At 71.9% G+C, this 24,624-nt stretch carries 24 protein-coding genes and 1 tRNA gene; 10 read left to right on the forward strand and 15 right to left on the reverse strand.

All coding sequences use genetic code 11. The features are described 5' to 3' along the window. Positions 1–4: 4 nt before the first annotated feature. From OG737_RS11545 to OG737_RS11560, 4 genes are all read right to left on the reverse strand, one after another. A complete protein-coding gene (locus tag OG737_RS11545; RefSeq protein WP_328926102.1) occupies positions 5–178 on the reverse strand; it encodes a hypothetical protein in 174 nt (57 codons plus the stop codon). A gap of 90 nt (positions 179–268) precedes the next feature. Continuing rightward, positions 269–1,162 (reverse strand): SDR family oxidoreductase, encoded by an 894-nt coding sequence (locus OG737_RS11550; RefSeq protein WP_328926103.1) that lies wholly within the window; start codon positions 1,160–1,162, stop codon positions 269–271. Then, on the reverse strand, positions 1,159–2,094 hold the full coding sequence (locus OG737_RS11555) for an alpha/beta hydrolase (RefSeq protein WP_328926104.1): 936 nt from the start codon (positions 2,092–2,094) through the stop codon (positions 1,159–1,161). Before OG737_RS11555 ends, OG737_RS11550 begins: the two co-directional genes overlap by 4 nt. Next, positions 2,091–3,698, reverse strand: a complete 1,608-nt coding sequence (locus tag OG737_RS11560; RefSeq protein ID WP_405922414.1) for a flavin-containing monooxygenase — start codon at positions 3,696–3,698, stop codon at positions 2,091–2,093. Before OG737_RS11560 ends, OG737_RS11555 begins: the two co-directional genes overlap by 4 nt. A gap of 159 nt (positions 3,699–3,857) precedes the next feature. On the opposite strand from OG737_RS11560, the gene OG737_RS11565 reads away from it, so the two are divergent. Beyond that, positions 3,858–4,547 (forward strand): MerR family transcriptional regulator, encoded by a 690-nt coding sequence (locus OG737_RS11565; RefSeq protein ID WP_328926105.1) that lies wholly within the window; start codon positions 3,858–3,860, stop codon positions 4,545–4,547. Here the strand turns inward: OG737_RS11565 and OG737_RS11570 are convergent. Continuing rightward, positions 4,529–5,332: an exodeoxyribonuclease III gene (locus OG737_RS11570; protein WP_328926106.1), complete on the reverse strand. Its 804-nt coding sequence runs from the start codon at positions 5,330–5,332 to the stop codon at positions 4,529–4,531. The two genes, OG737_RS11565 and OG737_RS11570, sit on opposite strands and share 19 nt — an antisense overlap. 38 nt (positions 5,333–5,370) lie before the next feature. Here OG737_RS11570 and OG737_RS11575 point away from each other — a divergent pair, with 38 nt between their 5' ends. Continuing rightward, complete coding sequence (locus OG737_RS11575; protein WP_328926107.1) at positions 5,371–5,874, forward strand: GNAT family N-acetyltransferase; 504 nt, start codon at positions 5,371–5,373, stop codon at positions 5,872–5,874. A 183-nt stretch (positions 5,875–6,057) separates the two neighbouring features. Here the strand turns inward: OG737_RS11575 and OG737_RS11580 are convergent, their stop codons facing one another. Then, positions 6,058–7,404, reverse strand: a complete 1,347-nt coding sequence (locus OG737_RS11580; RefSeq protein WP_405921489.1) for a CoA transferase — start codon at positions 7,402–7,404, stop codon at positions 6,058–6,060. 75 nt (positions 7,405–7,479) lie between these two features. Here OG737_RS11580 and OG737_RS11585 point away from each other — a divergent pair, with 75 nt between their 5' ends. Beyond that, positions 7,480–8,466, forward strand: a complete 987-nt coding sequence (locus OG737_RS11585) for an aldo/keto reductase (RefSeq protein ID WP_405921490.1) — start codon at positions 7,480–7,482, stop codon at positions 8,464–8,466. Positions 8,467–8,537: 71 nt separating this feature from the next. Here OG737_RS11585 and OG737_RS11590 read toward each other — a convergent pair whose 3' ends face one another. From OG737_RS11590 to galU, 8 genes are all read right to left on the reverse strand, one after another. After that, positions 8,538–9,167 carry a hypothetical protein gene (locus OG737_RS11590; protein WP_405921491.1) on the reverse strand — a complete coding sequence of 210 codons (630 nt, stop codon included), beginning with the start codon at positions 9,165–9,167 and terminating at the stop codon, positions 8,538–8,540. Positions 9,168–9,442: 275 nt separating this feature from the next. Then, positions 9,443–9,516 (reverse strand) — tRNA-Ala (locus tag OG737_RS11595). A 78-nt stretch (positions 9,517–9,594) separates the two neighbouring features. Further along, the gene (locus OG737_RS11600) at positions 9,595–10,629 is read right to left on the reverse strand and encodes a hypothetical protein (protein ID WP_405921492.1); all 1,035 of its coding nucleotides are present in this window, start codon (positions 10,627–10,629) and stop codon (positions 9,595–9,597) included. 177 nt (positions 10,630–10,806) lie between these two features. After that, the gene (locus OG737_RS11605; protein ID WP_328930303.1) at positions 10,807–11,427 is read right to left on the reverse strand and encodes a GNAT family protein; all 621 of its coding nucleotides are present in this window, start codon (positions 11,425–11,427) and stop codon (positions 10,807–10,809) included. Beyond that, a complete protein-coding gene (locus OG737_RS11610) occupies positions 11,424–11,990 on the reverse strand; it encodes a molybdenum cofactor biosynthesis protein B (protein WP_405681408.1) in 567 nt (188 codons plus the stop codon). Before OG737_RS11610 ends, OG737_RS11605 begins: the two co-directional genes overlap by 4 nt. Before the next feature lie 20 nt (positions 11,991–12,010). Beyond that, positions 12,011–12,490, reverse strand: coding sequence for a cyclic pyranopterin monophosphate synthase MoaC (gene moaC / locus OG737_RS11615; protein WP_328926112.1), 480 nt, complete (start codon positions 12,488–12,490; stop codon positions 12,011–12,013). Between the two features lie 74 nt (positions 12,491–12,564). Beyond that, positions 12,565–13,911 (reverse strand): gephyrin-like molybdotransferase Glp, encoded by a 1,347-nt coding sequence (gene glp, locus OG737_RS11620; RefSeq protein ID WP_328926113.1) that lies wholly within the window; start codon positions 13,909–13,911, stop codon positions 12,565–12,567. Positions 13,912–13,915: 4 nt separating this feature from the next. Beyond that, a complete protein-coding gene (galU, locus tag OG737_RS11625) occupies positions 13,916–14,818 on the reverse strand; it encodes a UTP--glucose-1-phosphate uridylyltransferase GalU (RefSeq protein WP_328926114.1) in 903 nt (300 codons plus the stop codon). A gap of 95 nt (positions 14,819–14,913) precedes the next feature. Here galU and OG737_RS11630 point away from each other — a divergent pair, with 95 nt between their 5' ends. Continuing rightward, complete coding sequence (locus OG737_RS11630) at positions 14,914–15,534, forward strand: 5-formyltetrahydrofolate cyclo-ligase (RefSeq protein ID WP_405921493.1); 621 nt, start codon at positions 14,914–14,916, stop codon at positions 15,532–15,534. On the opposite strand, the gene OG737_RS11635 is transcribed toward OG737_RS11630, so the two are convergent. Next, positions 15,518–18,361: a penicillin acylase family protein gene (locus tag OG737_RS11635; protein ID WP_328926116.1), complete on the reverse strand. Its 2,844-nt coding sequence runs from the start codon at positions 18,359–18,361 to the stop codon at positions 15,518–15,520. The two genes, OG737_RS11630 and OG737_RS11635, sit on opposite strands and share 17 nt — an antisense overlap. Positions 18,362–18,668: 307 nt before the next feature. On the opposite strand from OG737_RS11635, the gene OG737_RS11640 reads away from it, so the two are divergent. The 6 genes from OG737_RS11640 to pyrF all read left to right on the forward strand — a co-directional run bounded on the left by OG737_RS11640 (position 18,669) and on the right by pyrF (position 24,527). Further along, complete coding sequence (locus tag OG737_RS11640; RefSeq protein ID WP_405679790.1) at positions 18,669–20,144, forward strand: potassium/proton antiporter; 1,476 nt, start codon at positions 18,669–18,671, stop codon at positions 20,142–20,144. 423 nt (positions 20,145–20,567) lie between these two features. Beyond that, entirely contained in the window at positions 20,568–21,977 is a 1,410-nt protein-coding gene (locus OG737_RS11645; RefSeq protein WP_405679788.1) for an MFS transporter, read from the forward strand. 67 nt (positions 21,978–22,044) lie between these two features. After that, positions 22,045–22,350 carry an FmdB family zinc ribbon protein gene (locus OG737_RS11650; RefSeq protein ID WP_328926118.1) on the forward strand — a complete coding sequence of 102 codons (306 nt, stop codon included), beginning with the start codon at positions 22,045–22,047 and terminating at the stop codon, positions 22,348–22,350. Between the two features lie 72 nt (positions 22,351–22,422). After that, positions 22,423–23,256 (forward strand): S-methyl-5'-thioadenosine phosphorylase, encoded by an 834-nt coding sequence (locus OG737_RS11655; RefSeq protein ID WP_328926119.1) that lies wholly within the window; start codon positions 22,423–22,425, stop codon positions 23,254–23,256. A gap of 37 nt (positions 23,257–23,293) precedes the next feature. After that, positions 23,294–23,776, forward strand: coding sequence for a hypothetical protein (locus OG737_RS11660; RefSeq protein ID WP_405921494.1), 483 nt, complete (start codon positions 23,294–23,296; stop codon positions 23,774–23,776). Between the two features lie 58 nt (positions 23,777–23,834). Beyond that, positions 23,835–24,527 carry an orotidine-5'-phosphate decarboxylase gene (pyrF, locus tag OG737_RS11665; protein WP_405921495.1) on the forward strand — a complete coding sequence of 231 codons (693 nt, stop codon included), beginning with the start codon at positions 23,835–23,837 and terminating at the stop codon, positions 24,525–24,527. Positions 24,528–24,624 lie beyond the last annotated feature (97 nt).

Genomic DNA, 24,624 nt, shown 5'->3' on the forward strand with positions numbered 1-24,624 from the left:
CGGATCAGTCTTCGAAGCGGTCGCCGTAGACGTCCCGGGCCTTGCTCGACTGGTCCTTCGCGTCCTGCCGGTGCTGCGGGGAGCGTTCGGAGGCCTGGTCCTTGGTGCCTGCCGCCCTGGCCTTGGCCTGCTCCGCGAGCTGCTTCGCCTTGTCCTGGAACTGGTCCTTGATACCCATGCTCTTCACTCCATGAGGGGTGTTGGTGGTGGGGCCTCGACCAGACTTGCACGAGGGAACACAGCACGCATTTCGATCAGTCACTCCCCGCTACCGCGCGGAGGTGCCCCCAGTGCGCGCCTGCTCGTCCGCGGCCCCGCCCGCCCCCACAAGTCCCTTGGAGACACCGGCCAGTCGCGGCTCGAACCGCTTCATCTCGCGCTGCCCGACGGCCCCGATGATCCCGGGCAGGTAGCCGCGCACGCCCTGCATCCCGCGCAGCCACCACTGGGCGTACACGTGCGCCGAGCGCCGCTCGATGCCCGCGACGATCCGGTCGACGGCCGGGCCCAGCGGGTAGGTGCGGTTCGAGGGCCACGGCAGCCGCTGGCGCAGCTCCCGCATGACCTCGTCCCGGTCGGCGCCGCGCACCATGTCGGTGTCGGTCCAGGAGAGGTAGCCGACGCCGACCTTGACGCCCTTGTGGCCGACCTCGGCGCGCAGGCAGTGGGCGAAGGCCTCGACGCCGGACTTGGAGGCGCAGTAGGCGGTCATCATGGGCGCCGGGGTGATCGCGGCGAGCGAGGCGATCTGCAGGAAGTAGCCGCGGCTCTCGGTCAGGACGGGCAGGAAGGCCCGGGCGGTGACGGCCCCGCCGATGAGGTTGACCTCGATCACCCGGCGCCAGGCGTCGGGGTCGGAGTCGGCGAACGGCCCGCCGGAGGCCACGCCCGCGTTGGCGACGACGATGTCGACCTTGCCGAAGCGCTGCTTGACCTCCTGCGCGACCCGGGCCATTGCCTCGTGGTCGGTGACGTCGGCGTACCAGTGTTCGCTGTCGGTGTGCAGCCGCTCGGAGACCTCCTTGAGGGCCTCCGGCTCCAGGCCGACGAGGGCGATCTTCGCGCCGCGCGCGGAGAGTTTGCGGGCGAGCAGTTCGCCGACCCCGCGGGCGGCGCCGGTGACGACGGCGACCTGGCCTTCCAGACTCCTGCGAGCGCTCACGGCGTCTTCTCCTTCTCGGTGGTGTTCGGCGCGGCGAGATACAGCGAGGCCAGCTCGCGCACGGCGTCGGTGACGGCCTCCGGGGCCTCGATCGGTGTCATGTGCCCCATGCCGGTGAGCTCGGTGAGCCCCACGCAGTGCGGGAGCGCGGCCGCGAGCCCGCGGGCGTGCACGACGGGGGTGAGCCGGTCGTCCTTGCCGCCGATGACGGCGGTGGGCACGGTGAGCCGGGCAACGTCTGCGTCCAGGTCCAGTCCGGCCAGCACGTGGGACCACGCGCGGCGGACCGCGGTGGGGCAGGCGTGCACGATACGGGCGCACGCCTCGACCTTGTCGGGCGCGGAACCGGCGCCCATGGTCGCGTACTTGAGGACCTTCTTCGTGACGGGCGTGACGGGCCCGAGCGGGGCGCGGGAGCCGAGGACCGCGCCGGTGATACGCGTCCGCGCGCTCCCGGGGCGCAGGGGCACGACGCGCGCCTCCGCGACCAGCCGGGCGCTGCCGGTGCTGCACAGCAGCGCGGCCGCCACACGTTCGGCGAACTCCGGGCGGGCCGCGGCCGCCATGATCGTCATGCCGCCCATGGAGTGCCCGGCGACGACCGCCCGCTCCCCCGGGGCGAGGGCCGCTTCGAGTACGGCGACCAGGTCGTCGGCGAGGGCGGTGGTGCTGTGCTCCCGGGCGGCGGGGCTGCGCCCGTGGCCGCGCTGGTCGTAGGCGATGACCCGGTGGTCCTCGGCCAGTTCCCGTATCTGGGCGGCCCAGAACGCGGTGGAGCAGGTCCAGCCGTGCGCCAGCACCACAGCCGGCGCGCCCTCGTCCCCGTGGACCTCGACGTGCAGCCGGGCCCCGTCGGCGGAGACGGCGGCGAACTCGCGGCGCGCGACCGGGGGCGCGTACCGGCCGGTGGTGACGTGCGGCGGGCGGCTCACGCGGCGCTCTCCTCGGCGGTGACTTCGGCGGTCGCCTCGACGCTCGCCTCGGCTGTTGTCCCGGCTGCCTTCGCGGCGACCCTCGCGGCGCCCCTGGAGGCGGCCTTCGCGGCGGCCGGTACAGGCTCGCGGTCCCGGACGCGCAGGACCTCGTACTCCGAGAGGTCGACGCCCCTCGTCTCTTTGCGGAACTCGCCGGTCGTGCCGGGCCAGACGGTGGTGTTGCGGCCCTGGGCGTCCAGGTACCAGCTGGTGCAGCCGCCGGTGTTCCACACCGTGCGCTCCATCCGGGCCTGCACGTGCCGGTTCCACTTGTTGACGGCGGACGGCCTGGCCGCGAGCGCGACCCGCCCTCCCAGCACGCTCAGCTGCCGCAGGTAATCGGCCATGTAGTTGAGCTGCGACTCGATCATCAGGATCATCGAGCTGTTCCCGAGCCCGGTGTTCGGGCCGATGATCGTCATCCAGTTGGGGAAGCCGGCCGCGGTGGCCCCGCGCAGCGCCTGCATCCCGTCCTTCCACTCGTCCGCGAGGGTCATGCCCTCCGCGCCCACCACCCGGTCCGCGATCGGCATGTCCGTGACGTGGAAGCCGGTGCCGAAGACGATCGCGTCGACCTCTGTCTCCGTCCCGTCGGCGGCGACCAGCACCGAGCCGCGGATCTCCTTCAGCCCGGAGGCGACCAGGTCCACATCGGGCCGGGCCAGGGCCGGGTAGTACTCGCTGGAGAGCAGGATCCGCTTGCAGCCGATCCGGTACGAGGGGGTCAGCTTGGCGCGCAGCGCCGGGTCCTTGATCGAGCGCGCCATGTTGGCCTTGGCGAGCGATTCGATGAGCCCGAGCTGGTTCGGCCGCTTGGTGAAGGCGCTGACCTGGAGTTCCCGGATGCCCCACAGCAGCCCGCGCCGCGCCGCCCGGGTGAACGGCAGCTGGCGGTGCAGCCAGCGCTCGACGGCGGTGATGGCCCGGTCGGTGCGCGGCATCACCCACGGCGGGGTCCGCTGGAAGAGCGTCAGGCGCTCCACCTCGGGGGCGATGGCCGGCACGATCTGGATGGCGGAGGCACCCGTACCGATCATGGCGACGCGCTTGCCGCGGAGGTCGTAGTCGTGGTCCCAGCGCGCGGAGTGGAAGACCTTGCCGGGGAACTCGGCGAGCCCGGGGATCTCCGGCATCTTCGGGTCGGACAGCGGCCCGGTCGCCGACACCACCACGTCGGCGGTGAGCGCACCGGCGGAGGTCTCGATCTCCCAGCGCAGCGCGTCCGCGTCCCAGCGCATCATCCGGACCTCGGAGTCGAGGCGGATGTGCGGGCGCAGGCCGAAGGTGTCGGCGACGTGCTCCAGGTAGGCGCGGATGGCCGGCTGTCCCGAGAAGGTCCGGGGCCAGTCGGGATTGGGCGCGAAGGAGAAGGAGTACAGGTGGGAGGGGACGTCGCAGGCGCACCCGGGGTAGCTGTTGTCGCGCCAGGTCCCGCCGACCGAGTCGGCCCGCTCCAGTACGACGAAGTCGGTGATCCCCTCGCGTCGCAGTCGCACGGCCGCGCCGAGCCCGCCGAATCCGGACCCGATCACCGCCACGCGTACGTGCTCACGTTGTGCGATGTCACTGCCGTTCATGCCGCCCATGCCCGCCGCCTTCCGCATCCGCGCCCGCAACACTGCCAGCAATCACTGGCACAATCGGGAGAGTAGAGCAGCCCCGTACTCATGGGTAGGGGTCACACCCGGAAAGTTACTGCCGGTACGCCATAGGCTGCGGCTGTGGCGAAGGAAGAGACGGAAGCGAAGACAGTGCGCGAGTACCGCACGGAGGAACTGGCCGAGGCGGCCGGCATCCCCGTCCGCACCCTGCGCTTCTACCGCGAGCGCAAGCTCCTGCCGCCACCGCGCCGCGAGGGCCGCATCGCCTGGTACGACGACCACCACCTGGCCCGGCTGCGCACCATCGCCGCCCTGCTGGAGCGCGGCCACACCCTCGGCGGCATCGCGGAGCTGACCGCCGCCTTCGAGAGCGGCCGCGACGTCAGCCAGCTCGGTCAGCTGCTCGGCATCGGCTGGTCGGAGGAGACCCCGGTCCGGCTGACCCCGGAGGCGCTGGCCGACTACTTCGAGGGCGAGGTCACCCCGGAGAACCTGGCGGCCTCGCTCGACCTCGGCTACCTCGCCACCGACGGCGACGAGATCGTGCACGTCAGCCGGCGCCTGCTGGACGTCTCCTCGGCCCTGGTCCGCGAGGGCGTCCCGCTCTCGGCCGTCCTGGAGACGGGCCGCCGCGTGCGCGAGCACGCGGACGCGATGGCGGCCCTGTTCACCGAGCTGATCACGGTCCACATCTCGCAGGATGCCCTCCCGCGCCTGCGCCCGCTGGCCAAGAGCGTGGTCGAGGCCGAACTGGCGATGGCGATGGACCGCCTCCTGGCGTCCGGATCCGGTCAAACACCCAGCTCGTAGACGACGGTCACGGGCGCGTGGTCGGACCAGCGCTCGGGGTGCGTCTCGGCGCGCTCGACGAACGCCTTCACCGCCTTCGCGGCCAGCCCGGGCGTCGCGACCTGGAGGTCGATGCGCCAGCCGGCGTCGTTGTCGAAGGCCCGCCCACGGTAGGACCACCAGGAGTACGGGCCCTCCGTGTCGGGGTGCAGCGCGCGCACCACGTCGACATAGCCGGCGTCGCCGTACACCTTCCCCAGCCACTCCCGCTCCTCGGGGAGGAAGCCCGCGTTCTTCCGGTTGGTCTTCCAGTTCTTGAGGTCGGCTTCCTGGTGGCAGATGTTCCAGTCGCCGCAGACCACGACCTCGCGGCCGTCCGCGGCGGCCCGCGCCTTCAGCGCCCGGAGGTAGGTGTGGAACTCCGCCATGAACCGGTACTTCTCGTCCTGCTTCTCGGTCCCGGCCTCGCCGGAGGGCAGGTAGAGGCTGGCGACCGTCACACCGGGCAGATCGATCTCCAGGTACCGCCCGCTGGCGTCGAACTCGTCACTCCCGAATCCGACCTGCACCCGCTCGGGCGCGCGGCGCGTGTACAGCGCGACCCCGGCCCGTCCCTTGGCGGCGGCCGGCGCGAACACGGTGTGCCAGCCCGCGGGAGTCCGGACCTCCTCCGGGATCTGCCCCTCCTCGGCCCGTACCTCCTGAAGGCAGACCACATCGGCGTCGGATCCTTCGAGCCACGCCCCGAAGCCCTTCTTGGCGGCGGCGCGGATCCCATTCACATTCACGGAGGTCACGGTGAGCATCCCTGCACCTTAGCGGGATGGTTCCGTACGATATTCAAATGTCTCACGGTATAAACCTCCACGCTGTGCCGTACGACCATCCGGACGCGGCCAAGCTCGATGCCCAGGTCCAGCTGGAGTACCAGGCGCGCTACGACGACGGTGAGGGCGACGCCACGTTCCTCGACCCCGCCATGTTCGCCCCGCCGCAGGGCCTCTACCTGCTGGCGTACGACGCCGCGGGCGCCCCGGTCGCCAGCGGCGGGTGGCGCAGCCAGGAGCTGAACGACGAGGGCTACGCGGACGGCGACGCCGAGCTGAAGCGCATGTACGTCATACCGGAGGCCCGCGGCCTGGGCCTGGCCCGCCGGATCCTGGCAGTCCTGGAGGACGACGCCCGCGCGGCGGGCCGTACCCGGATGGTCCTGGAAACGGGCGACCAGCAGCCGGAGGCGATCGCCCTCTACCTGTCGTCCGGCTACGCCCTGTCCGCCAAGTTCGGCTACTACCGCTTCCACGACTCCAGCCGCTGCATGACGAAGCCGCTCCACAGCCAGGACTAAGCGGCCTCGGGGAAGCGGGGTGCGTTTCCGCGTCGTCCGGTGCGGTGCATCGCACGGCGGAGCAGTGCCCTTGTACTGGACGCACTCGGGCACTGCGACAACGCGACGAGGTGCCGTGCGGGGCACCTCCCAGCGGTAGCTGGGGAAGCGGCACGGGGACGTGCCCCACTTCCCCGAGGCCGCTCAGGGCCGGCGCGGGAGCCAGGCGGCGCGATCCGTGCCCCAGCGGGACGGACCCGCCGCCCAGTCCCCGAAGGGACTGATGGCGTACCGCAGCCGTCCGTATCCCGAGTCCGTTTCCCGGAGCCACGGCCGCGCCGAGTAGCCCGGTGCGCCGGGCCCGGCCGCCGGGACGTCGCGGGCCAGCCACGACGCCGTTCCCGCCAGCGAGAACCGCAGCGCCCGCCCGCGCCCGTCCGCCAGCGCCCTCAGCACCCCGGCCGCCACCAGGTATCCCGTGCCGTGGTCGAGCGCCTGCGCCGGCAGCACCCCCGGCACGCCGTCCGGACCGGCGTACCGGGCGGCGATCCCGTAGCCCGCCTGGACCAGCGAGTCGAACCCCCGCCGGCCGGCCCACGGCCCGTCCCAGCCCCACGCGCACAGCTGGGCCACCACCAGGCCCGGCCGCCGCTCCAGCAGCTGCGCCGCCCCGAGCCCGTGCCGCTCCAGAGCCCCCGGCCGGTAGCCCGTCACCACCACGTCCGCCTCGGACAGCAGCCCCTCGAACACCGCCCGGTCCGCCGTGGCCGCGAGGTCCAGCAGCGCCGATCGCTTGCCGAATCCGGTGTCCGCGTACGCGTCGGCCGCCTCCGGCAGCCCGGGCGGGTCGATCCGGAGCACGTCCGCGCCCAGCAGCCCGAGCGTGCGCGTCGCGACCGGCCCCGCGATCACCCGGGTCAGGTCCAGCACCCTCACCCCGGCCGCCGGCAGCCCCGCGGGGGCCGGCCCCAGCGGCCGGCCCTGCGCCCCGGATTCCTCCGCGGCCTCGACCAGCGGCCGCGGGTCCCCGTACTCCCGCGCCACGGCCACCGCGAGGCCGCCCTCCCCGTACACGCGTTCCTGCACCTCTGCGGCCGCCCGGCCCGCCACGGCGGCCCGTACCGCCTCCGGCGTCGCGGACGGCAGCCGCAGTGCCCGTACCAGCGCGGCCTCGTGGTGCGGATAGTTGGCGTGGGTGCGCACCCAGCCGTCGGCCGCCCGCCAGAAACCGGACAGCGGCGCGAAGCCCACCGGCTCCCGCCCCCGCACCCGCAGGTGCCGCTCGCTGACGAAGGCCGTCGCGACCGCGCCCTCGTCCACGACGGGCGGGGCCGCGTCGCCGGCCCCGCCCCCGGCCCGTACGGCGGCCAGCTCCGCCGCGGCCAGCGCGCACGCCCCGACCGTGGCCCGCGCCAGCTCCCGTACGGGCAGCGGCCCCCGCCCCAGCCCCGGCGCCCCTCGGTACCGCACCCGCCCGGCGAGCTCCGGTGCCCCGCCGAGCGCGACCCACGCCTGCACCGTCGCGCCGTCCCGCCCGCTCGTGATCGTCATGGGATCCATTCAACCCACTCAACACCCTTGCGGCTTGGATAGGTTGTGCGGATCCCGCTCTCGAAAGGCACCACCGTGAAATATCGCGTCATCGGCTCGGCGCCCGCAACGCGCCGCGAAGTGAGCGTGCTGAGCCTCGGCACCATGACCTTCGGCACCACCGTCGACGAGGCCACCTCGTACGCGATCCTCGACCGGTTCGCGGAGGCGGGCGGCACCTTCATCGACACCTCCAACAACTACGCCTTCTGGGTGAACGGCACGCAGGGCGGCGAGAGCGAGGAACTGGTCGGCCGCTGGCTGCGCAGCCGCGGCATCGGCGACGAGATCACCGTCGCCACCAAGCTCGGCGCCCGCCCCAACCAGCCGACCAGCGGTTTCAGCCTCGACGTGGAGGGCCTGTCCGCCAAGGTCATCCGCGAGTCCGCGGAGCGCAGCCGCGAGCGTCTCGGCATCGAGCGCATCCACCTGCTGTACGCGCACGTCATGGACGAGAACACCCCGCTGGAGGAGACCGTCCGGGGATTCGCCGAGGTCGTCGCGGACGGCACGGCCGGCCTGCTCGGCGCGAGCAACCACTGGGCCTGGCGCGTGGAGCGCGCCCGTACGCTGGCCGCCGCGGCCGGCGTACCGGGCTACGAGGTGCTCCAGCACCACCACAGCTACCTGCGCCAGCGCACCGACATCCCCAGCCTGCGCTCGCCCGACGGCAACCAGGGCCTGGTCAGCGGCGACCTGCTCAGCTACCTCCGGGACAACCCGTCGCTCACGCAGGTCTCGTACTCCCCGCTGATCGCGGGCGCCTACGTACGCGACGACAAGCCGCTCGGCCCCGGCTTCGAGCACGCGGGCACCGAGCCCCGCCTGCGCGCGGTCCGCGAGGTCGCCGCCGAGACCGGCGCCACCGTCAACCAGGTCGTCCTGTCCTGGCTGATGGGCGGCGACATCCCGGTGCTCCCGCTGGTCGGCGCCTCCTCGGTGGCCCAGCTGGAGGAGAGCCTGGGCGCGGTGGAACTCGAACTGACGGCGGAGCAGCGCGCCACGCTCGACTCGGTGAACTGACGGCCGAAGTCAGGCAGATCGTTTCCCGTGGGCAGGGCGCTGGGGCCGGAGGCAGGATCAGGGACGCGCGATCATTCGAACTCCGTGCCGAAGTACGGGTCGGGTTCGCCCGTGTAGGGGTCGATGCCGGACTCCCAGCGCCGTTGCTCCTCGCGCCAGTGGACGAAGTGCGGTGCGGGCTCTCCCCAGAGGGACGCATCGCTGAGCGGGCACTCGTCGAAGCCCTCGACGAACAGACGGCGGAGGAACTCCGCCATACCGCAGTCGTAGATCTTCCAGTGGGGCCGGCCGTGCCGTTCCCACACGATGACCGGCCAGTGGTCGGGGTCCTCGTCAACGGCGACCCAGCCGAGGATGTCGGCTCCGCAGCTGACACCCCACGCGATGACGGAGTCAGGGCCGGCGGTGGTTCCGTCGGGGCCTCCTTCGGTCGCCCATAGGTGCCGCATGGTGGCGGTCTCACCCGCCATGCTCCCGAGTTCCTGCCCGAAGGCCGGCTGCGTGGCCGCTTCGGGAGTGAGGACGCTGAACGCGTCATCGATGCCCCCGGCTCCGTAAGTGGCCATGAAGGCTCTGTAGTCGGACGGGAATCCGACCCGCCACGCTCCTCGCAGCGCGTCCCAGTCCACCTGCTCATCCGCACCGTCATGGGCCGGCATGACGGCCAGGAGTGCGGCGAGACGTGTTTCTTCAGGAGACATGGCCCCTCCAGCGGTGTGTACGTCCGCCGCAACGTATCCGGCGTCACGGACATCGGGCCTCCAGGGGCATGGAAGCGGAGCAGCGCCCCGCCGCCCCTCGCGCACCCGAGCCACCGCGAACCCCAGGCCGGTCCTCCGCCGGGCAACCGCCCGGGTTCCCGCCCGCGTTCGGACATCACCTCGAACGCACCCACAAACGCCGAGATCCCGCCCAGCCTTTCGGCTGAACGGGATCTCGTGACGATTCCCGAGAGCTACTCGAGAACTGTCGTCTGTGGACCTGTGGGGATTTGAACCCCAGACCCCCTCGATGCGAACGAGGTGCGCTACCAGACTGCGCCACAGGCCCTTGCGACGTGTGAAACATTAGCATCCCCACGCGGGTGCTCCAAAACCGGTATCGGGGAGCGTCCGCGCAGGTCACCGATCACTCGTTCGCGGCCCGCGGCCGGCCGTCGCTCTCGTACTGGTCGAAGAGCGGGGTACGGCCGCGCTCGCGGCCGCGCGGGCGCGGGGTGCTCGGGGTCTTCGGCTCCGGCTTGGGGGCCCCGGGCTGGGCGCGCAGGCGCGGCTCCGTCGGCTCGGCCGTGCTGGAGCGGGTCGGGCTCCACGCGTCCGGGGACGCCGGGCCCGTGGCGCGCGGGGCGACCGGAGCGGTCACGTACGTGGGCAGCGGGACCGGGACCGGCTCCCAGCTGTCACCGCGGGCGGGGCCGCGTTCGCGCTCGCGCTGCTGGTCCACCCACTCGGCGTGGTCGGTCTGCTCGACCAGCGCGCGCCGTCCGGCTTCCTGCGGGGAGACCGGTGGCGCGGGGTCCGGTTCGGTGTCCGCGGCGGCGGTGTCCTCGGGGTGGCGGCGGCGCGGGCGGTGCTCCCGCAGGTGCCGCGCGGCCGCCTCGGCACGCCGCCGGTCCATCGTGAACTCGTAGCGCCGCCGCTCCTGCACCCGCAGGTGGACGATGTAGGTGCTCAGCAGCAGGGCCGGCACGGCGGGGGCCCACAGGAAGCGCAGCCCGCCCACCGCGGCGACGACCGCGCCGAGGGTGAAGACGAGGAAGAGGAGCGCGGTCGTGCGCCGACGGCGCGCGAGGACCTGGAGCCGCTGTTCGCGCCGGGCCCGCTCCGCGCGGTGCTCCCGCTCGGCGGTGGCCGGTCTCGGCTCCGCCCTGGTCGGGGGCACGACGACGGCCCGGGCGTCGGCGTCCACGGAATTCACCGTTTCCGTCGCGGCGTCCGGGTCCGCGTGGGGCTGGGGCCCCGCCTGCTCGTCACCGCGCTCACGCAGCCCCTTGGCGTAACGGCGCTCCATTCCCGCCCGGCCGGAAAGCAGCCGAATGGCAGTGGAGAAGCGTTCCGTCGGACGGGCTTCGTTCAGCTCGTCCTGCCTCCGGAGCCACATGGGCACCAAGTAGGCGGCCCAGGCCCCGACAATGACTGCGTAGATGAGGCCGCTGCTGCTCACACATCACACCGTAGAGGGACACGGGCGAGGGGATCGGCCAATTGGGCCGGTGTGTCGCGCGATCTCGCTGATATCACGGACTTTTTTTGTGATTCTTCGGATCAGGTTATGGGCGAATCGGTTCCGCGCCCGCATGAATTCGAACAGATATTCGCCTATGGTTTCAGCGGGCACGGGTCATTTCAGCGACTGCCGGGTCCGGTGCCAGCGGCGCAGCAGGCCGTCCGGCACCTCCTCCACCGTGACCGCGTACACGAGGTGGTCGCGCCAGGCCCCGTCGATGTGCAGGTACCGGGGCCGCAGTCCCTCCTCGCGCAGGCCCAGCTTCTCCACGACGCGCCGGCTCGGCTTGTTCTCCGGGCGGATGCACACCTCGATCCGGTGCAGCCCGACCTTCCCGAAGCAGTGGTCGATCGCGAGCGCGACCGCCGTCGGCATCACACCGCGGCCCGCCACGTCGCGGTCCACCCAGTAGCCGATGTGGCCGGCGCACATCGAGCCCCAGGTGATCCCGGCGACCGTCAGCTGTCCGACGAGCCGGCCCTGGTACTCGATGACGAAGGGCAGCATCCGGCCCGCGTTCGCCTCCGCCCGCAGGTGGCGGACCATCTGGCGGTACGTCGGCCGCTGGATCACCGGCCCCCACGGCGCGGGAGGCGGAATCGTCGCCTCCCACGGACGCAGCCAGTCGCGGTTGCGCCGGTTGGCCTCGCGCCAGGCCTTCTGGTCCCGCAGTTTTATCGGCCGGAGCGTGACGTCGCCGTCCGTCAGGACCGCCGGCCAGGAGGGGCCGTTCAGCTCGTGCTCCCTGGGGCGTCCGCCGGTCTGGGGTGGTCGCCGCCGCGGATCTGCTCCACGGCGTGCGGCAGGAGGCGGGACAGGACGGCGAGGCCGTCGCGCACGCCGCCCGTCGACCCCGGCAGGTTGACGATCAGCGTGCGTCCGGCCACGCCCGCCATTCCCCGGGACAGGGCCGCGGTCGGCACCTTCGCCAGCCCTTCGGCGCGGATGGCCTGCGGGATGCCCGGGATCTCGTAATCCAGCACCGCCGCGGTGGCCTCCGGCGTCCGGTCGGTCGGCGAGATGCCGGTCCCGCCCGTGGTCAGGATGACGTCGTAGCCGGCTGCCACGCCCTCGCGCAGCGCCTGCCCGACGGGATCCCCGTCGGGCACGACCCGGGGGCCGTCCACCTGGAAACCGAGCTTCTCCAGCGCCTCGGCCAGCAGCGGGCCGCCCTTGTCGGCGTACACGCCCTGCGAGGCCCGGTTCGAGGCCGTCACCACCAGGCCGCGCGGCGCGGGGGCCGCGGAGCCGGCAGGGGCGGCGGAGGGTTCGGCCGCCGGGGGGACGTGGCTGTGCACCTCGCCGCCGCGCGGGGCGTTCACGAGCGCGTCCAGTCGCCGGACTTGCCGCCGGTCTTCTCCTCCACCCGGACGTCCGTGATGACCGCGCCCTTGTCGACGGCCTTCACCATGTCGATCACCGTGAGCCCGGCGACCGCGACGGCGGTCAGGGCCTCCATCTCGACGCCCGTGCGGTCGGTCGTCTTCACCGTGGCGAGGATCTCGACGGCGTCGTCGGCGACCGACAGGTCGACCTTCACGCCCGACACCGCCAGCGGGTGGCAGAGCGGGATCAGGTCGGGGGTCTTCTTCGCGCCCATGATCCCGGCGATCCGCGCGGTGGCGAGGGCATCGCCCTTGGGGACGCCCTCGCCGCGCAGCAGCTCGATCACCCGGGGGGAGACGAGTACGCGGCCGCTGGCGCGGGCCGTCCGGGTGGTGACGTCCTTCTCCGAGACGTCGACCATCCGGGCCGCGCCGGCCTCGTCGATGTGGGTCAGCCTGCTCTGCGTACTCATACTCTGCGCGTCGCTTCCGTCCGGGCCCCCGAGGGGCCTGTGTGGTGCAACACGCTACCCGCACCCGCCGGTCCTCAGCTGAGCAGGACCACTTCCAGCTCGCTCCCTGGCTCCACCGAGGTGACGTCCTCCGGTACGACCATCAGCGAGTCCGCGTGGGCCAGCGCGGCGATCAGATGGGAGCCCGATCCGCCGACCGGGCTGACCGTGCCGCCCTGCGCGTCGTACTTGCCCCGCAGGAACTGGCGGCGGCCGGCCGGGGAGCCGAGCGCCTTGTCGGCCTTGAGCACCGCCCGTACGGTCGGCCGGCCCACCTCGGACTCCGGCAGGCCCATGAGGGCGCGGATCGCGGGCCGCACGAACAGCTCGAAGGAGACGTACGAGGACACCGGGTTGCCGGGCAGCGCCAGCAGCGGGGTGTGGTCCGGGCCGATGGTGCCGAAGCCCTGCGGCTTGCCGGGCTGCATGGCGAGCTTGCGGAAGTCGATCCCGCCGCCGTCGATGTCCCCGGCGGCCGCGTCGCCCGCGGACACCGCGGTCAGCGCCTCCTTGACGACGTCGTACGCCCCGACGCTGACGCCGCCGGTGGTGACCAGCAGGTCGGCCCGGATCAGCTGGTCCTCGATCGTGGCGCGCAGGGTGTCGGCGTCGTCCGCGACGGCCCCGACCCGGTAGGCGATGGCCCCGGCGTCCCGTGCGGCCGCGGCCAGCGCGAAGCTGTTGGAGTCGTAGATCGTCCCGGCGGCCAGCGACTCGCCCGGCTGGACCAGCTCGCTGCCGGTGGACAGCACGACCACGCGCGGGCGCGGCCGCACCCGTACGGTGCCGCGCCCGATGGCGGCCAGCAGGGCGATCTGCGGCGGCCCGAGGACCGTGCCGGCCGCCAGGGCCAGGTCGCCGGCCTGTACGTCGCTGCCCCGCGAGCGGACGTGCGCCCGCGCCTCGGCCGCGCGGTGCACCCGCACCTCGCCGCCCGCGCCCTCGGGGGCGGCGCTGGCCGGGGTCATCCCGGAGGCCGCGCCTTCACCCGTACCGCCGTCGGTCCACTCGACCGGTACGACGGCTTCGGCACCGGGCGGCAGCGGGGCGCCGGTCATGATGCGGGCGGCCTCGCCGGGGCCCACGGTGGGCAGCTCGCCGCTGCCCGCCGCGACGTCCCCGATGACCGTCAGCACCGCGGGGAACTCCTCGCTCGCACCCTGGACGTCGGCCGTACGGACGGCGTAGCCGTCCATGGAGCTGTTGTCGAAGGGCGGGAGGGCGACGGGCACGGTGACGTCCTCGACCAGGACACAGCCCTGGGCGTCCAGCAGCTGGAGCTCGATGGGCTCCAGCGGCCGGACGGTGGCGAGGACGTCCGCGAGGTGCTCGTCCACGGACCACAGACGGTGGCCGGTGTCCTGCGGTGCGGAACTGGTCAAGGTGCTACATCTCCTCCGTGACGTAACGGTGAAGCCAGGTGCGGAACTCCGGGCCCAGGTCCTCACGCTCACACGCGAGGCGGACGATGGCCCGCAGGTAGTCGCCGCGGTCGCCGGTGTCGTAGCGGCGGCCCCGGAAGACCACTCCGTGCACCGGACCGCCGATGGTCTCGTCGGCGGCCAGCTTCTGCAGGGCGTCGGTGAGCTGGATCTCCCCACCTCGGCCCGGCTCGGTCTCCCGCAGTATGTCGAAGATCGCGGGGTTGAGGACGTAACGTCCGATGACCGCGTAGTTGCTGGGGGCGTCCTCGGGCTCCGGCTTCTCGACGAGGCCGGTGATCCGGACCACGTCCTCCTCGCCGGTGGCCTCGACGGCGGCGCAGCCGTAGAGGTGGACGCTGGCCGGGTCCACCTCCATGAGGGCGATGACGGTGCCGCCGGTGCGGGCGTAGATGTCCGACATCTGACGCAGCAGCGGGTCGCGCGGGTCGATCAGGTCGTCGCCGAGCAGGACGGCGAAGGGCTCGCGGCCGACGTGCGGCTCGGCGCACAGCACGGCGTGGCCGAGGCCTCGCGGGTCGCCCTGGCGGACGTAGTGCATGGTGGCCAGGTCGCTGGATTCCTGGACCTTCTTCAGCCGGTCGTCGTCGCCCTTGGCGATGAGGGCCGACTCCAGCTCGTAGTTCCGGTCGAAGTGGTCTTCCAGCGCACGCTTGTTACGCCCAGTGATCATCAGTATGTCGTCGAGCCCGGCCGCCACGGCCTCCTCGACCACGTACTGGATGGCCGGCTTGTCCACAACGGGGAGCATTTCCTTCGGGGTCGCCTTGGTCGCCGGAAGGAAGCGAGTGCCGAGGCCAGCAGCCGGAATCACGGCCTTCTTGATCACGGGGTGCAACATAGTCATGCCCCGAACGATAGTGGGTCCTGCCGAACGCCAGCCCAGATCCCGGTAGGTAGGTCCACTTATGTGCCGATTTCACGACGAGATTTGAATCCCCTGTGACAGAGAACCCGCGCCCCGTCTCCGCCAAGGCGCAGCTGCGCCGAGAACTCCTCGCCGCCCGCCGCGCCTTGTCCCCCGAGACCTGCCGTACGGCGGCCACCGCGCTCGCCGTCACCGCACTGGACCTGCCCGAACTGGCCGACGCCCGCACGGTCGCGGCGTACGTCTCCGTCGGCACGGAGCCCGGCACCCGCGCCCTGCTCGACGCCCTGCGCTCGGCCGGCAAGCGGGTGCTGCTCCCCCTGCTGCTGCCCGACAACGACCTCGACTGGGCGGCGTACGAGGGTCCGGGCAGCCTCGCCGAGGCCGCGCACCCGGGGAAGATGCGGCTGCTGGAGCCGACCGGACCGGCGCTCGGGCCGGACGCGGTGACGGCGGCCGACGCCGTACTGCTGCCCGGGCTCGCGGTGGACGCGCGCGGGATGCGCCTGGGCCGCGGCGGGGGCTCGTACGACCGGGTCCTGGAGCGGCTGGAGCGCGCCGGGGCGGATCCCGCGCTGGTCGTGCTCCTCTACGACGACGAGGTGGTCGCGCGGGTCCCGGAGGAACCGCACGACCACCCCGTTCAGGCGGTGGCCACCCCGTCGGGGGTGGTCCGTTTCACGGCTTCAGCGTGAGGGTGTCGACCGTGGCCTTGTCGACCGCGTCCTTCCCGAAGGGCCAGTCGAGCAGTTCGCCCTTGGCCCACATCGTCGTCTGGTCCGTGTAGTTGCCGTTGTACGCGTGACCCGAGGCGCCCGTCAGGTTGATCCAGCGGGACTTGTCGAGGTCGTTGAGGTTGACGACCATCCGCATCGACGGCACCCAGGTGACCCCGTAGCCGCTGGAGGCGTTCCACCCGGTCGCGTTGACGGTGGCCTCGCCGCCGCCCAGGTTCCACGGGCCGCGGTTGAGGAGCCACTGCATGAAGCCGGGGCCCTCCTTGCCGATGGTCTGGTTCTTCAGCGTCAGCTGGTGCAGCCGGCCCCAGCTCCAGGTGGACTGGTCCTTGCCGAGCTTGGCGGTCAGCTCCCACCGGGCGTCGTGCATGGCCCGGGCGAACAGCTCGTCGCGGGTGGCGGTCGCCGGCTGGGTGAAGCCCTTCTTGGGCGAGGACCACCACTGCGACTTCTCGTCCTTGACCAGGCGGCGGACCACCTCGAACCAGCGGTCGCCGCCGTCCGGCTGCGCCGAGTCGGGGCCGCGGGTACCGCATTCGCGGACCACTTCGGCGAGCTCGTCGGCCGGGCCCCTGCTGTCGGCGCGGACGTTCATGCAGCTGCCCTCGATGCGCAGCTCCTTGGGCATCTTGTCGCCGAAGGCCAGCTTGAGGATGTTGCGCCAGACCGCGTTGAAGTAGGCGGCGGCCGCCGAGTCGGGCTCCTGGGTGTAGTTCCATCCGTCCAGGAGCTTCTGCGCGGAGCGCACGTCCGGGTCGGAGACCTCGATCTTGGCCAGCATCGGGGTCAGCAGCGCGGCGATCTCGCTGCTGTTGTCCATCTGCATGGCCCGCATGTCGTCGGTCGAGATCTTGCCGCTGTCCTTGATCTTCGCCTCGATGAGGTCGTTGATCCGCTGGCTGCGGGCGCCGTAGCCCCAGTCGGTGGTCAGCATGTAGGGGTACTTGCCCGAGCCGGTGCCGGACTCCACGACCGCCTGGTTGGCGGTGACGATGTAGCCGCGGGACGGGTTGAAGTCCCAGGGCATCTCGTTCTGCGGGATGTATCCGGCGTTGCCGTCCTTGCCGCCCTTCCAGGCGTACTTGGAGTCCCAGCCGGGGGCCGGCATGCGGCCGTCGCCCTGGCTGCGGACCGGGATCCGGCCGGGGGCCTGGTAGCCGATGTTGCCCTTGCCGTCGGCGTAGATCAGGTTCTGGGAGGGGACCTCGAAGTCCGCGGCCGCCTCCCGGAAGGACTTGAAGTCCTTGGCCTTGTCCAGCTTGAAGACCGCGTCCATCGACTTGCCCGCGTCCAGGGCGGTCCAGCGCAGGGCGACGGCGTAGCCGTTGCCGCGGTCGGGGGCCGAGCTGCCCACCGGGGCGCGGGCGCCGACCGTGGCGAGGTCGTCGCTGCGGTCGGAGACCAGCGGGCCGTTGTTCGTGGTGCGGACGGTCATCTTCTTGCTGGCGCCGCCCGCGACCTTGATGACCTCTTCGCGGGTCTCGAAGGGGACCACCCTGTTGTCGTAGACGTAGCCCTCGGGCTTCACCTGCTCCAGGTAGAGGTCGGTGACGTCCGCGCCGAGGTTGGTCATGCCCCAGGCGATGTCGGCGTTGTGGCCTATGACCACGCCGGGCATGCCGGAGAAGGTGTAGCCCGCCACGTCGTACTGGCACTGGGGCGAGGCCGTGCGGCAGTGCAGGCCCATCTGGTACCAGACCGAGGGCAGCTGCGGGGACAGGTGCGGGTCGTTCGCGAGCAGCGGCTTGCCGGTGGTCGTGTAGCGGCCGGAGATCACCCAGGAGTTCGATCCGATGCCGCTGCCGTTGGGGCCGAGGATCGCGGGGATCTCGTCCAGGGTCTTGGCGAGGGAGGTCAGCTGGGTGCGCAGGCCCACGGTCGCGCCCTGGGCGGTGGCGTTGTCGGCGAGGCCGGACGCGGTGCTGGTGGCGGTGCCGGTGCCCGTTCCCGTGGAGGTCTGGGAGCCCGTGGCGGAGGCGGAGCCGCCGCCCGTCGAACCGGAGCCGCCGGAGCCGCCGGGGCTCTGGGGCGCGTACTTGCCGCCCTCGACCTTGCCGCCCTCGACGATCGGCTTGTTCCGGTCGAAGGGGTACGGCGGGTAGAGCTCGTCGATCTGCGCCTGCGAGAGCTTGCTCGACATCAGCGCGCGGTCGATCTCGTCCTGCATGTTGCCGCGCAGGTCCCACGCCATCGCCTTGAGCCAGGCCACCGAGTCCACCGGCGACCACTGCTCGGGCTGGTAGTCGTCGCTGAGCTTGAGGGCGGCGTGCTCGACGGAGAGGTCCTTGCCGGACTTCCCCTTCAGGTACGCGTTGACCCCGTCGGCGTAGGCCTGGAGGTTCTTCTTCGTCTCTTCCGAGAGTTTCTTGTCGTACTCGGTCTGGGCGACCTGGCGCCAGCCCAGCGTGCGCAGGAAGGCGTCGGTCTCGACCTGGCCGGAGCCGAACATCTCCGAGAGCCGCCCCGACGTCATGTGACGGCGTACGTCCATCTCCCAGAACCGGTCCTGCGCGTGCACGAAACCCTGTGCGCGGAAGAGGTCGTCGTCGTTGTCGGCGTAGAGCTGGGGAATGCCGTGGGCGTCGCGTTTGACCTCGACGGTCCCGGTGAGGCCCGGCACCTTGAGGGAGCCGGTGGTCTGGGGGAAGGAGGCGCGCACGCTGTCGACGCCCCAGTACGCCCCGTAGCCGAGGCCCGCGAAGAGAGCCAGGACCAGGACGAGCACGATCAGACGGGCGCGTCGTCCCTTCTTCTTGACGGGAGGAGCGGTTTCGTTGGCGGGCATCGCTGTCCTTAGAGGGGCAGGGTGGTCCTGGGAGTGCTGGGAGCAACCATAGGCGCAGGACCGTACCCGTTGATCCGCCAGGGTGGAGAGCCGGATTCGGCGGGACGCGGACCGGCATCCGAGGACAGGGCCGAACATGCGTTTCACAATGTGGTTATCACGTAAAAACTCCGTCAAAGATTAGGTAAGGTAACGAAGTACTTGCCGACATATGCCACCGGCGGACGGATCCGTCGGCGCGCTTTGAGGAAAGGGCCGCCCGCTGACTGTCCACACGCTCAATGAGCTTCTGCTGGTCTGCTCGCTCGTGCTGCTCATCGCCGTCGCGGCGGTACGCATCTCTTCACGCAGCGGCCTCCCCAGCCTGCTCATCTACCTCGGCATAGGCATCGCGATAGGCCAGGACGGCATCGGGCACGTCGTATTCGACAACGCCGAGCTGACGCAGGTCATCGGCTACGCCGCACTCGTCGTGATCCTCGCCGAGGGTGGTCTGGGCACCAAGTGGAAAGAGATCAAACCGGCCCTGCCGGCCGCGATCGTGCTGTCGCTGGTGGGCGTCGCGGTCAGCGTCGGCGTCACGGCCGCGGGGGCGCACTACCTCGTCGGACTGGACTGGCGCCAGGCACTGCTGATCGGCGCGGTCGTCTCGTCGACCGACGCGGCCGCCGTCTTCTCCGTCCTGCGCAAGGTCCCCCTCCCCTCCCGGATCACGGGCGTCCTGGAAGCGGAGTCCGGCTTCAACGACGCCCCCGTCGTCATCCTCGTCGTGACCTTCTCCACCACCGCCGGACCGGTGGACGACTGGTACGTCCTCGTCGGCAAGATCGCCCTTGAGCTGGCGATCGGCGTCGCGATAGGCCTGACCGTCGGCTTCCTCGGCGCGTACGGCCTGCGGCACGTGGCACTGCCCGCCTCCGGCCTCTACCCGATCGCCGTGATGGCGATCGCCGTGGCCGCGTACGCGGCCGGCGCGCTGGCGCACGGCTCCGGCTTCCTCGCCGTGTACCTGGCGGCGATGGTGCTCGGGAACGCGAAGCTCCCCCACTGGCCGGCCACCCGGGGGTTCGCGGACGGCCTCGGCTGGATCGCGCAGATCGGCATGTTCGTCCTGCTCGGCCTGCTGGTCACGCCGCACGAGCTGGTCAACGACTTCTGGCCCGCCGTGGTCATCGGGCTGGTGCTGACGATGCTGGCGCGGCCGCTGGAGGTCTTCGTCAGCCTGCTGCCCTTCCGGATTCCGTGGCGGGAGCAGGTCCTGATGTCGTGGGCGGGCCTGCGCGGCGCCGTGCCCATCATCCTGGCGACCATCCCGATGGTGTCCGGGATCGAGGGCAGCGACCGCGTCTTCAACATCGTCTTCGTGCTCGTCGTCGTCTACACCCTGGTGCAGGGGCCGACGCTGCCCTGGCTGGCGCGCAAGCTCAGGCTCGGGGAGTCGGAGGAGACCGCTTCCGACCTCGGCATCGAGTCGGCTCCGCTGGAGAAGCTGCGCGGACACCTCCTCTCCTTCGCGATCCCGCCGGCCTCGCGCATGCACGGCGTCGAGGTCAGCGAGCTGCGGCTGCCGCCCGGGGCTTCGGTCACGCTGGTGGTCCGGGACGCGAAGAGCTTCGTACCGATGCCGTCGACCGTGCTGCGGCGCGGGGACGAGCTGCTGGTGGTGGCCACGGATCCGGTGCGGGACGCGGCCGAGGCGCGACTGCGGGCGGTGGCCCGGGGCGGAAAGCTGGCCGGGTGGCTGGGGACGGGCGGGGACGGGTCTCCGCGATCCCGGAGCTGACATCCGGAATCGGACAACACCCGGAATCGGACATTCCGATAGAGGAACAGTTTAGAGCGGCGTTCTAATTCGGCCATTTTCGGTGCACTCTGAACTGCTTTGCCCCTGTTTACCGGGGCCTGGGATGGCGAAGCTCCCGTTAATCGCAGGTGAAGACACACCTTGTCACCGTAATCACAGGGCGTGGTAAGGCATCCCCCTGTACGATGAAGGCACACCAGATCGAACCAACTCTGCCTGACGCAGAGCTGGCGCGACCGCAAAGCGGCCGTGGCACCCTCCCGCAGTGGGCGCCCAGGTATCACTCGGTTCTGCGCAAGAGGACAGCTCTCGGGGCTCCCACATGTACGGGTGCGGCCGCTCACAAGGCGAAGCACCGTCCGCAGACGGGGACGCTCTACCAGGCAGCGGAAAGGCAAGGCCGTGACATCCGCGGTCACGACCGACACGTCCGCCCGCCCCGGCTACGGGCAGCTGCTGCGCACACCCGGCGCCCTCGGCTTCGTACTCCCCGGCTTCGCCGCCCGGCTCCCCTTCGGCATGCTGACCATCGGCATGCTGCTGCTCATCCAGCACACCACCGGTTCCTACGGCAGCGCCGGCATCGTCGCCGCCGTCACCGGCGTCTCGATGGCTCTGTCCGCCCCGCTGATGGGCATCTTCACCGACCGCTTCGGCCAGAGCGCCGTCCTGGTCCCCGTCGTGCTCACGCACGCCGCCTCCGTCAGCGGCCTGGCGGCGCTCGCCCTGCTGGACGCGCCGGTCTGGGCGCTGGCGCTCGCCGCCGTACCCGCCGGCGCCTCGGTACCGCAGGTCGGACCGATGGTCCGGGCGCGCTGGGCCGCCAAGCTGGAGGGCTCGCCCCTGCTGCCGACGGCCGCCGCCTTCGAGTCCGTCACCGACGAGTTCACCTTCGTCGTCGGCCCGGTCCTGGCGACCGCGCTGTGCACCGGCGTCCACCCGGCCGCCGGCCTGGTCACCGAGGCCACGCTGACGCTCTTCGGCGGTCTGCTCTTCGCGGCCCGGCGGGCCACCCAGCCCAAGCCGCACGCCCCGTCGGCCACCGGTGAGAAGCGCGCCTTCGCGCTGTCCTTCCCGGGCCTGCGCGTCCTGATCTTCGCCTTCCTCGGGATCGGCGCCGTCTTCGGCGGCATGCAGGTCTCGCTGGCCGCCTTCTCCAACGAGATCGGCAACCCCGGCGCCAACGGCCTGCTCTACGGCGTCTTCGCGGCCGGCAACATGATCGCCGGCATCGCGATGGGTGCCGTCGCCTGGAAGATCGGCCCGCGTCGCCGCCTGATCCTCGGCTACATCGGCCTCACCGCCGCCGCGTCCGTGCTGTGGGCCGCCCACTCGATGATCCTGCTGGGCGCGCTCGGCCTGGTCGTCGGCCTGTTCATCGCCCCCGCCCTGATCACCGGCTACACGATGGTCGAGCAGCTGGTCCCGGCCAACGCCCGGACCGAGGCGTTCACCTGGCTGACCGGTTCCATCGCCTTCGGGCAGGCCATCGCGGTCACCCTGGCCGGCCGCCTGACGGACGCGCACGGGTCCTCGTACGGCTTCCTGGTGCCGATGGGTGCCACGGCGCTCGCGCTGGCCACGCTGCTGGCGCTGCGCGCGAAGCTGGCGCCGAAGGCTCCGAGCCGGGTCGTGAACGCGTCCGCGCCGGCCGGCGCCGCTGCTGCAGAGGCCGCCGCCCCTACCGAGGCCGCCACCGCGGCCGAGGCGCCGAGCACCGCCCCGCGTACCGCGCGGACCGCCTCGCCGGCCGCCCGGAACCGCGTGAACGAGCGTGGGATGGGTCACCGCGTGCCGGTGACGGTGGACTGATCGACCGGAATACGTCACCATGGAGCGTCGTTAGCACTCATTGAGTCAGAGTGCCAGGAGGATATTCGTGCCGACCTACCAGTACCAGTGCACCGAGTGCGGTGAGGGCCTTGAGGCCGTGCAGAAGTTCACCGATGACGCACTGACCGTGTGCCCGAGTTGTGACGGACGCCTGAAGAAGGTGTTCTCCGCGGTCGGCATCGTCTTCAAGGGCTCCGGTTTCTACCGGAACGACAGCCGTGGCGCCTCGTCGAGCAGCACGCCTGCCTCGAAGCCGGCCTCGTCGTCCACGACGACGGCTGCCGCCGCCCCCGCCGCAGCGTCCTCCTCGACGTCGTCGAGCACGGGCAGCAGCTCGACCTCGGCCGCCTGACCGTTTCCCCCTAGGCCCCGCCCGCCCTGACCGGCAGCGGGGCCTTCGGCATGCCCGGTTAGGGTGGGCCGCATGGTGAACGCAGAGATCGGTGTCATTGGCGGTTCGGGCTTCTACTCGTTCCTGGAGGACGTCTCCGAGATCCAGGTGGAGACCCCGTACGGGCCCCCGAGCGACTCCCTGTACGTGGGTGAGCTGGCCGGCCGCCAGGTGGCCTTCCTGCCCCGGCACGGGCGCAGCCACACCGTCCCGCCGCACAAGATCAACTACCGGGCCAACCTGTGGGCCCTGCGTTCGGTCGGCGTCCGCCAGGTACTCGGCCCGTGCGCGGTCGGCGGCCTGCGGGCCGAGTACGGGCCGGGCACGCTGCTCGTACCCGACCAGCTGGTCGACCGTACGAAGTCCCGGGCGCAGACCTTCTTCGACGGGGAGCCGCTGCCCGACGGCAGCGTCCCGAACGTCGTGCACACCACCTTCGCGGACCCGTACTGTCCGGTGGGGCGCGAGGTGGCGCTGGCGGCGGCACGGGAACGGGACTGGGAGCCGGTGGACGGCGGCACCATGGTCGTCATCGAGGGGCCGCGCTTCTCCACGCGCGCCGAGTCGCGGTGGCACGCGGCGGCGGGCTGGTCGGTGGTCGGCATGACGGGGCACCCGGAGGCGGTCCTCGCTCGCGAGCTGGGGCTCTGCTACACCTCGATGGCGCTGGTCACGGACCTGGACGCGGGCGCGGAGACCGGTGAGGGCGTGTCGCACACGGAGGTCCTGAAGGTCTTCGGCGAGAACGTCGGCCGCCTGCGCGAGGTGCTCTTCGACGCGGTGGCGGCCCTGCCGGCGACGGAATCCCGCGCCTGCCTGTGCACGCACGCCCACGACGGCTGGGACCTGGGCATCGAGCTGCCTTAGCGGAGGCTTTGTCAGCGCCTCGGCCTAGCCTCCACGCATGGGGAATTCAGGGGGGACGGCCATGGCCCGCGCCACGGTGGAGGAGCTGCGGCAGTTCGCTGCCGAGGCCGGGTTCGGTGCGGCCGGGGGCGGTGAGGAAGCCGCTGAGCTGGGCGGAGGCTGGGTGATGTTGCACGTCGCCGATCAGCCGGCCGGCGGGGCCGCGGCACTGTCGCGACGGACCGGGGCGCCGGTGATCACGGTGGCCTACCTCGACAGCGACGTCGGCTTCGTCGAGGCCGCCACGTTCGCCGGCGGTCACTGGAAGGCCCTGCTGAACCGGGACACGGCACAGGACTACGGGATACCGCTCGACCGGTTCCCCGTCCAGCCGGCCCTTGAGGGCGCGCTCGACTGGTCGGCGGCCGCCGGTCTGACCGCCGACCCGGCGGGAGTCCGGACCGCCCTCACCGGCTCCGAGCCCTTCGCGGAGGACCTCGCCGACCGGCTGCTCACGGCCCTCGGCCTGGACCTCGCGTGATCGGATCCCGCGCCTTCCCGCACGTTCCCGGGGAAGCGGCGGCCACGACAATGGCGACGTGAACACCGAGAACCGGATCATCGTCGCCCTCGACTTCGACGACCACGCGGCCGCGGAGACACTCGTCGCGCGGCTCGGCGACACCTGCGGCCACTACAAGGTCGGCCTGGAACTGCTCACCAGCGCGGGCCCCGGGCTCGTCCGGGACCTCGCCGCCCGGGGGTACGAGGTCTTCCTCGACCTGAAGCTCTTCGAGATACCCCACTCCGTGGCCGGCGCGGTCCGGGCGGCGGGCACGCTGGGCGCGTCGATGGTGACCGTGCACGCCATGGGCGGTACGGGCATCCTGACGGCGGCGGTCGAAGCGGCGCGGGAGTTCCCCGGGCTGAAGGTGCTCGCGCTGACCGTGGTCACGAGCATGACCGCGAGCGACCTCGCCGACGTCGGCGTCGTCGCCGCGAGTACCGACGAACAGGTGCTGCGCCTGGGTCGGCTCGCGGTGGTCGCCGGCTGCGACGGACTCGTCGCCTCGCCCCGGGAAGCCGGCGCCTTGCGTGCCGCCCTGGGACCGGAGCCGCTGATCGTCACCCCGGGGGTGACGATGCCGGGCGGGGCCGGGGGCGGGCACGCGCGGGGCGGGACGCCGGGAGCGGCCTTCGGGGCGGGGGCGTCGCACATCGTGGTCGGGCGATCGGTGACGCGGGCGGCGGACCCGGTGGCGGCGCTGGAGCGGATCCGGGCGGGCCTCTGAACCCTTGCGGGTGACGCCGTTGTCCACAACCTGGGGATCGTCCACAGGGCGGAGCGGGATCCGGCGGGAGGCCGGATCGTGAGGTGTGTCCGGGCGC

It is taken from the genome of Streptomyces sp. NBC_00122 (genome assembly GCF_045160845.1).
GTDB lineage: Bacteria > Actinomycetota > Actinomycetes > Streptomycetales > Streptomycetaceae > Streptomyces.

What these genes read in the sequence shown, in the direction of transcription:
- OG737_RS11590 (WP_405921491.1), bottom strand. Translation starts at nt 9,167, where the DNA reads ATGTCTCCTGAAGAAACACGTCTCGCCGCACTCCTGGCCGTCATGCCG.
- OG737_RS11545 (WP_328926102.1), bottom strand. Translation starts at nt 178, where the DNA reads ATGGGTATCAAGGACCAGTTCCAGGACAAGGCGAAGCAGCTCGCGGAG.
- OG737_RS11655 (WP_328926119.1), top strand. Translation starts at nt 22,423, where the DNA reads ATGGTGAACGCAGAGATCGGTGTCATTGGCGGTTCGGGCTTCTACTCG.
- OG737_RS11575 (WP_328926107.1), top strand. Translation starts at nt 5,371, where the DNA reads ATGTCTCACGGTATAAACCTCCACGCTGTGCCGTACGACCATCCGGAC.
- OG737_RS11580 (WP_405921489.1), bottom strand. Translation starts at nt 7,404, where the DNA reads ATGACGATCACGAGCGGGCGGGACGGCGCGACGGTGCAGGCGTGGGTC.
- moaC (WP_328926112.1), bottom strand. Translation starts at nt 12,490, where the DNA reads ATGAGTACGCAGAGCAGGCTGACCCACATCGACGAGGCCGGCGCGGCC.
- galU (WP_328926114.1), bottom strand. Translation starts at nt 14,818, where the DNA reads ATGACTATGTTGCACCCCGTGATCAAGAAGGCCGTGATTCCGGCTGCT.
- OG737_RS11660 (WP_405921494.1), top strand. Translation starts at nt 23,294, where the DNA reads ATGGGGAATTCAGGGGGGACGGCCATGGCCCGCGCCACGGTGGAGGAG.
- OG737_RS11570 (WP_328926106.1), bottom strand. Translation starts at nt 5,332, where the DNA reads ATGCTCACCGTGACCTCCGTGAATGTGAATGGGATCCGCGCCGCCGCC.
- OG737_RS11635 (WP_328926116.1), bottom strand. Translation starts at nt 18,361, where the DNA reads ATGCCCGCCAACGAAACCGCTCCTCCCGTCAAGAAGAAGGGACGACGC.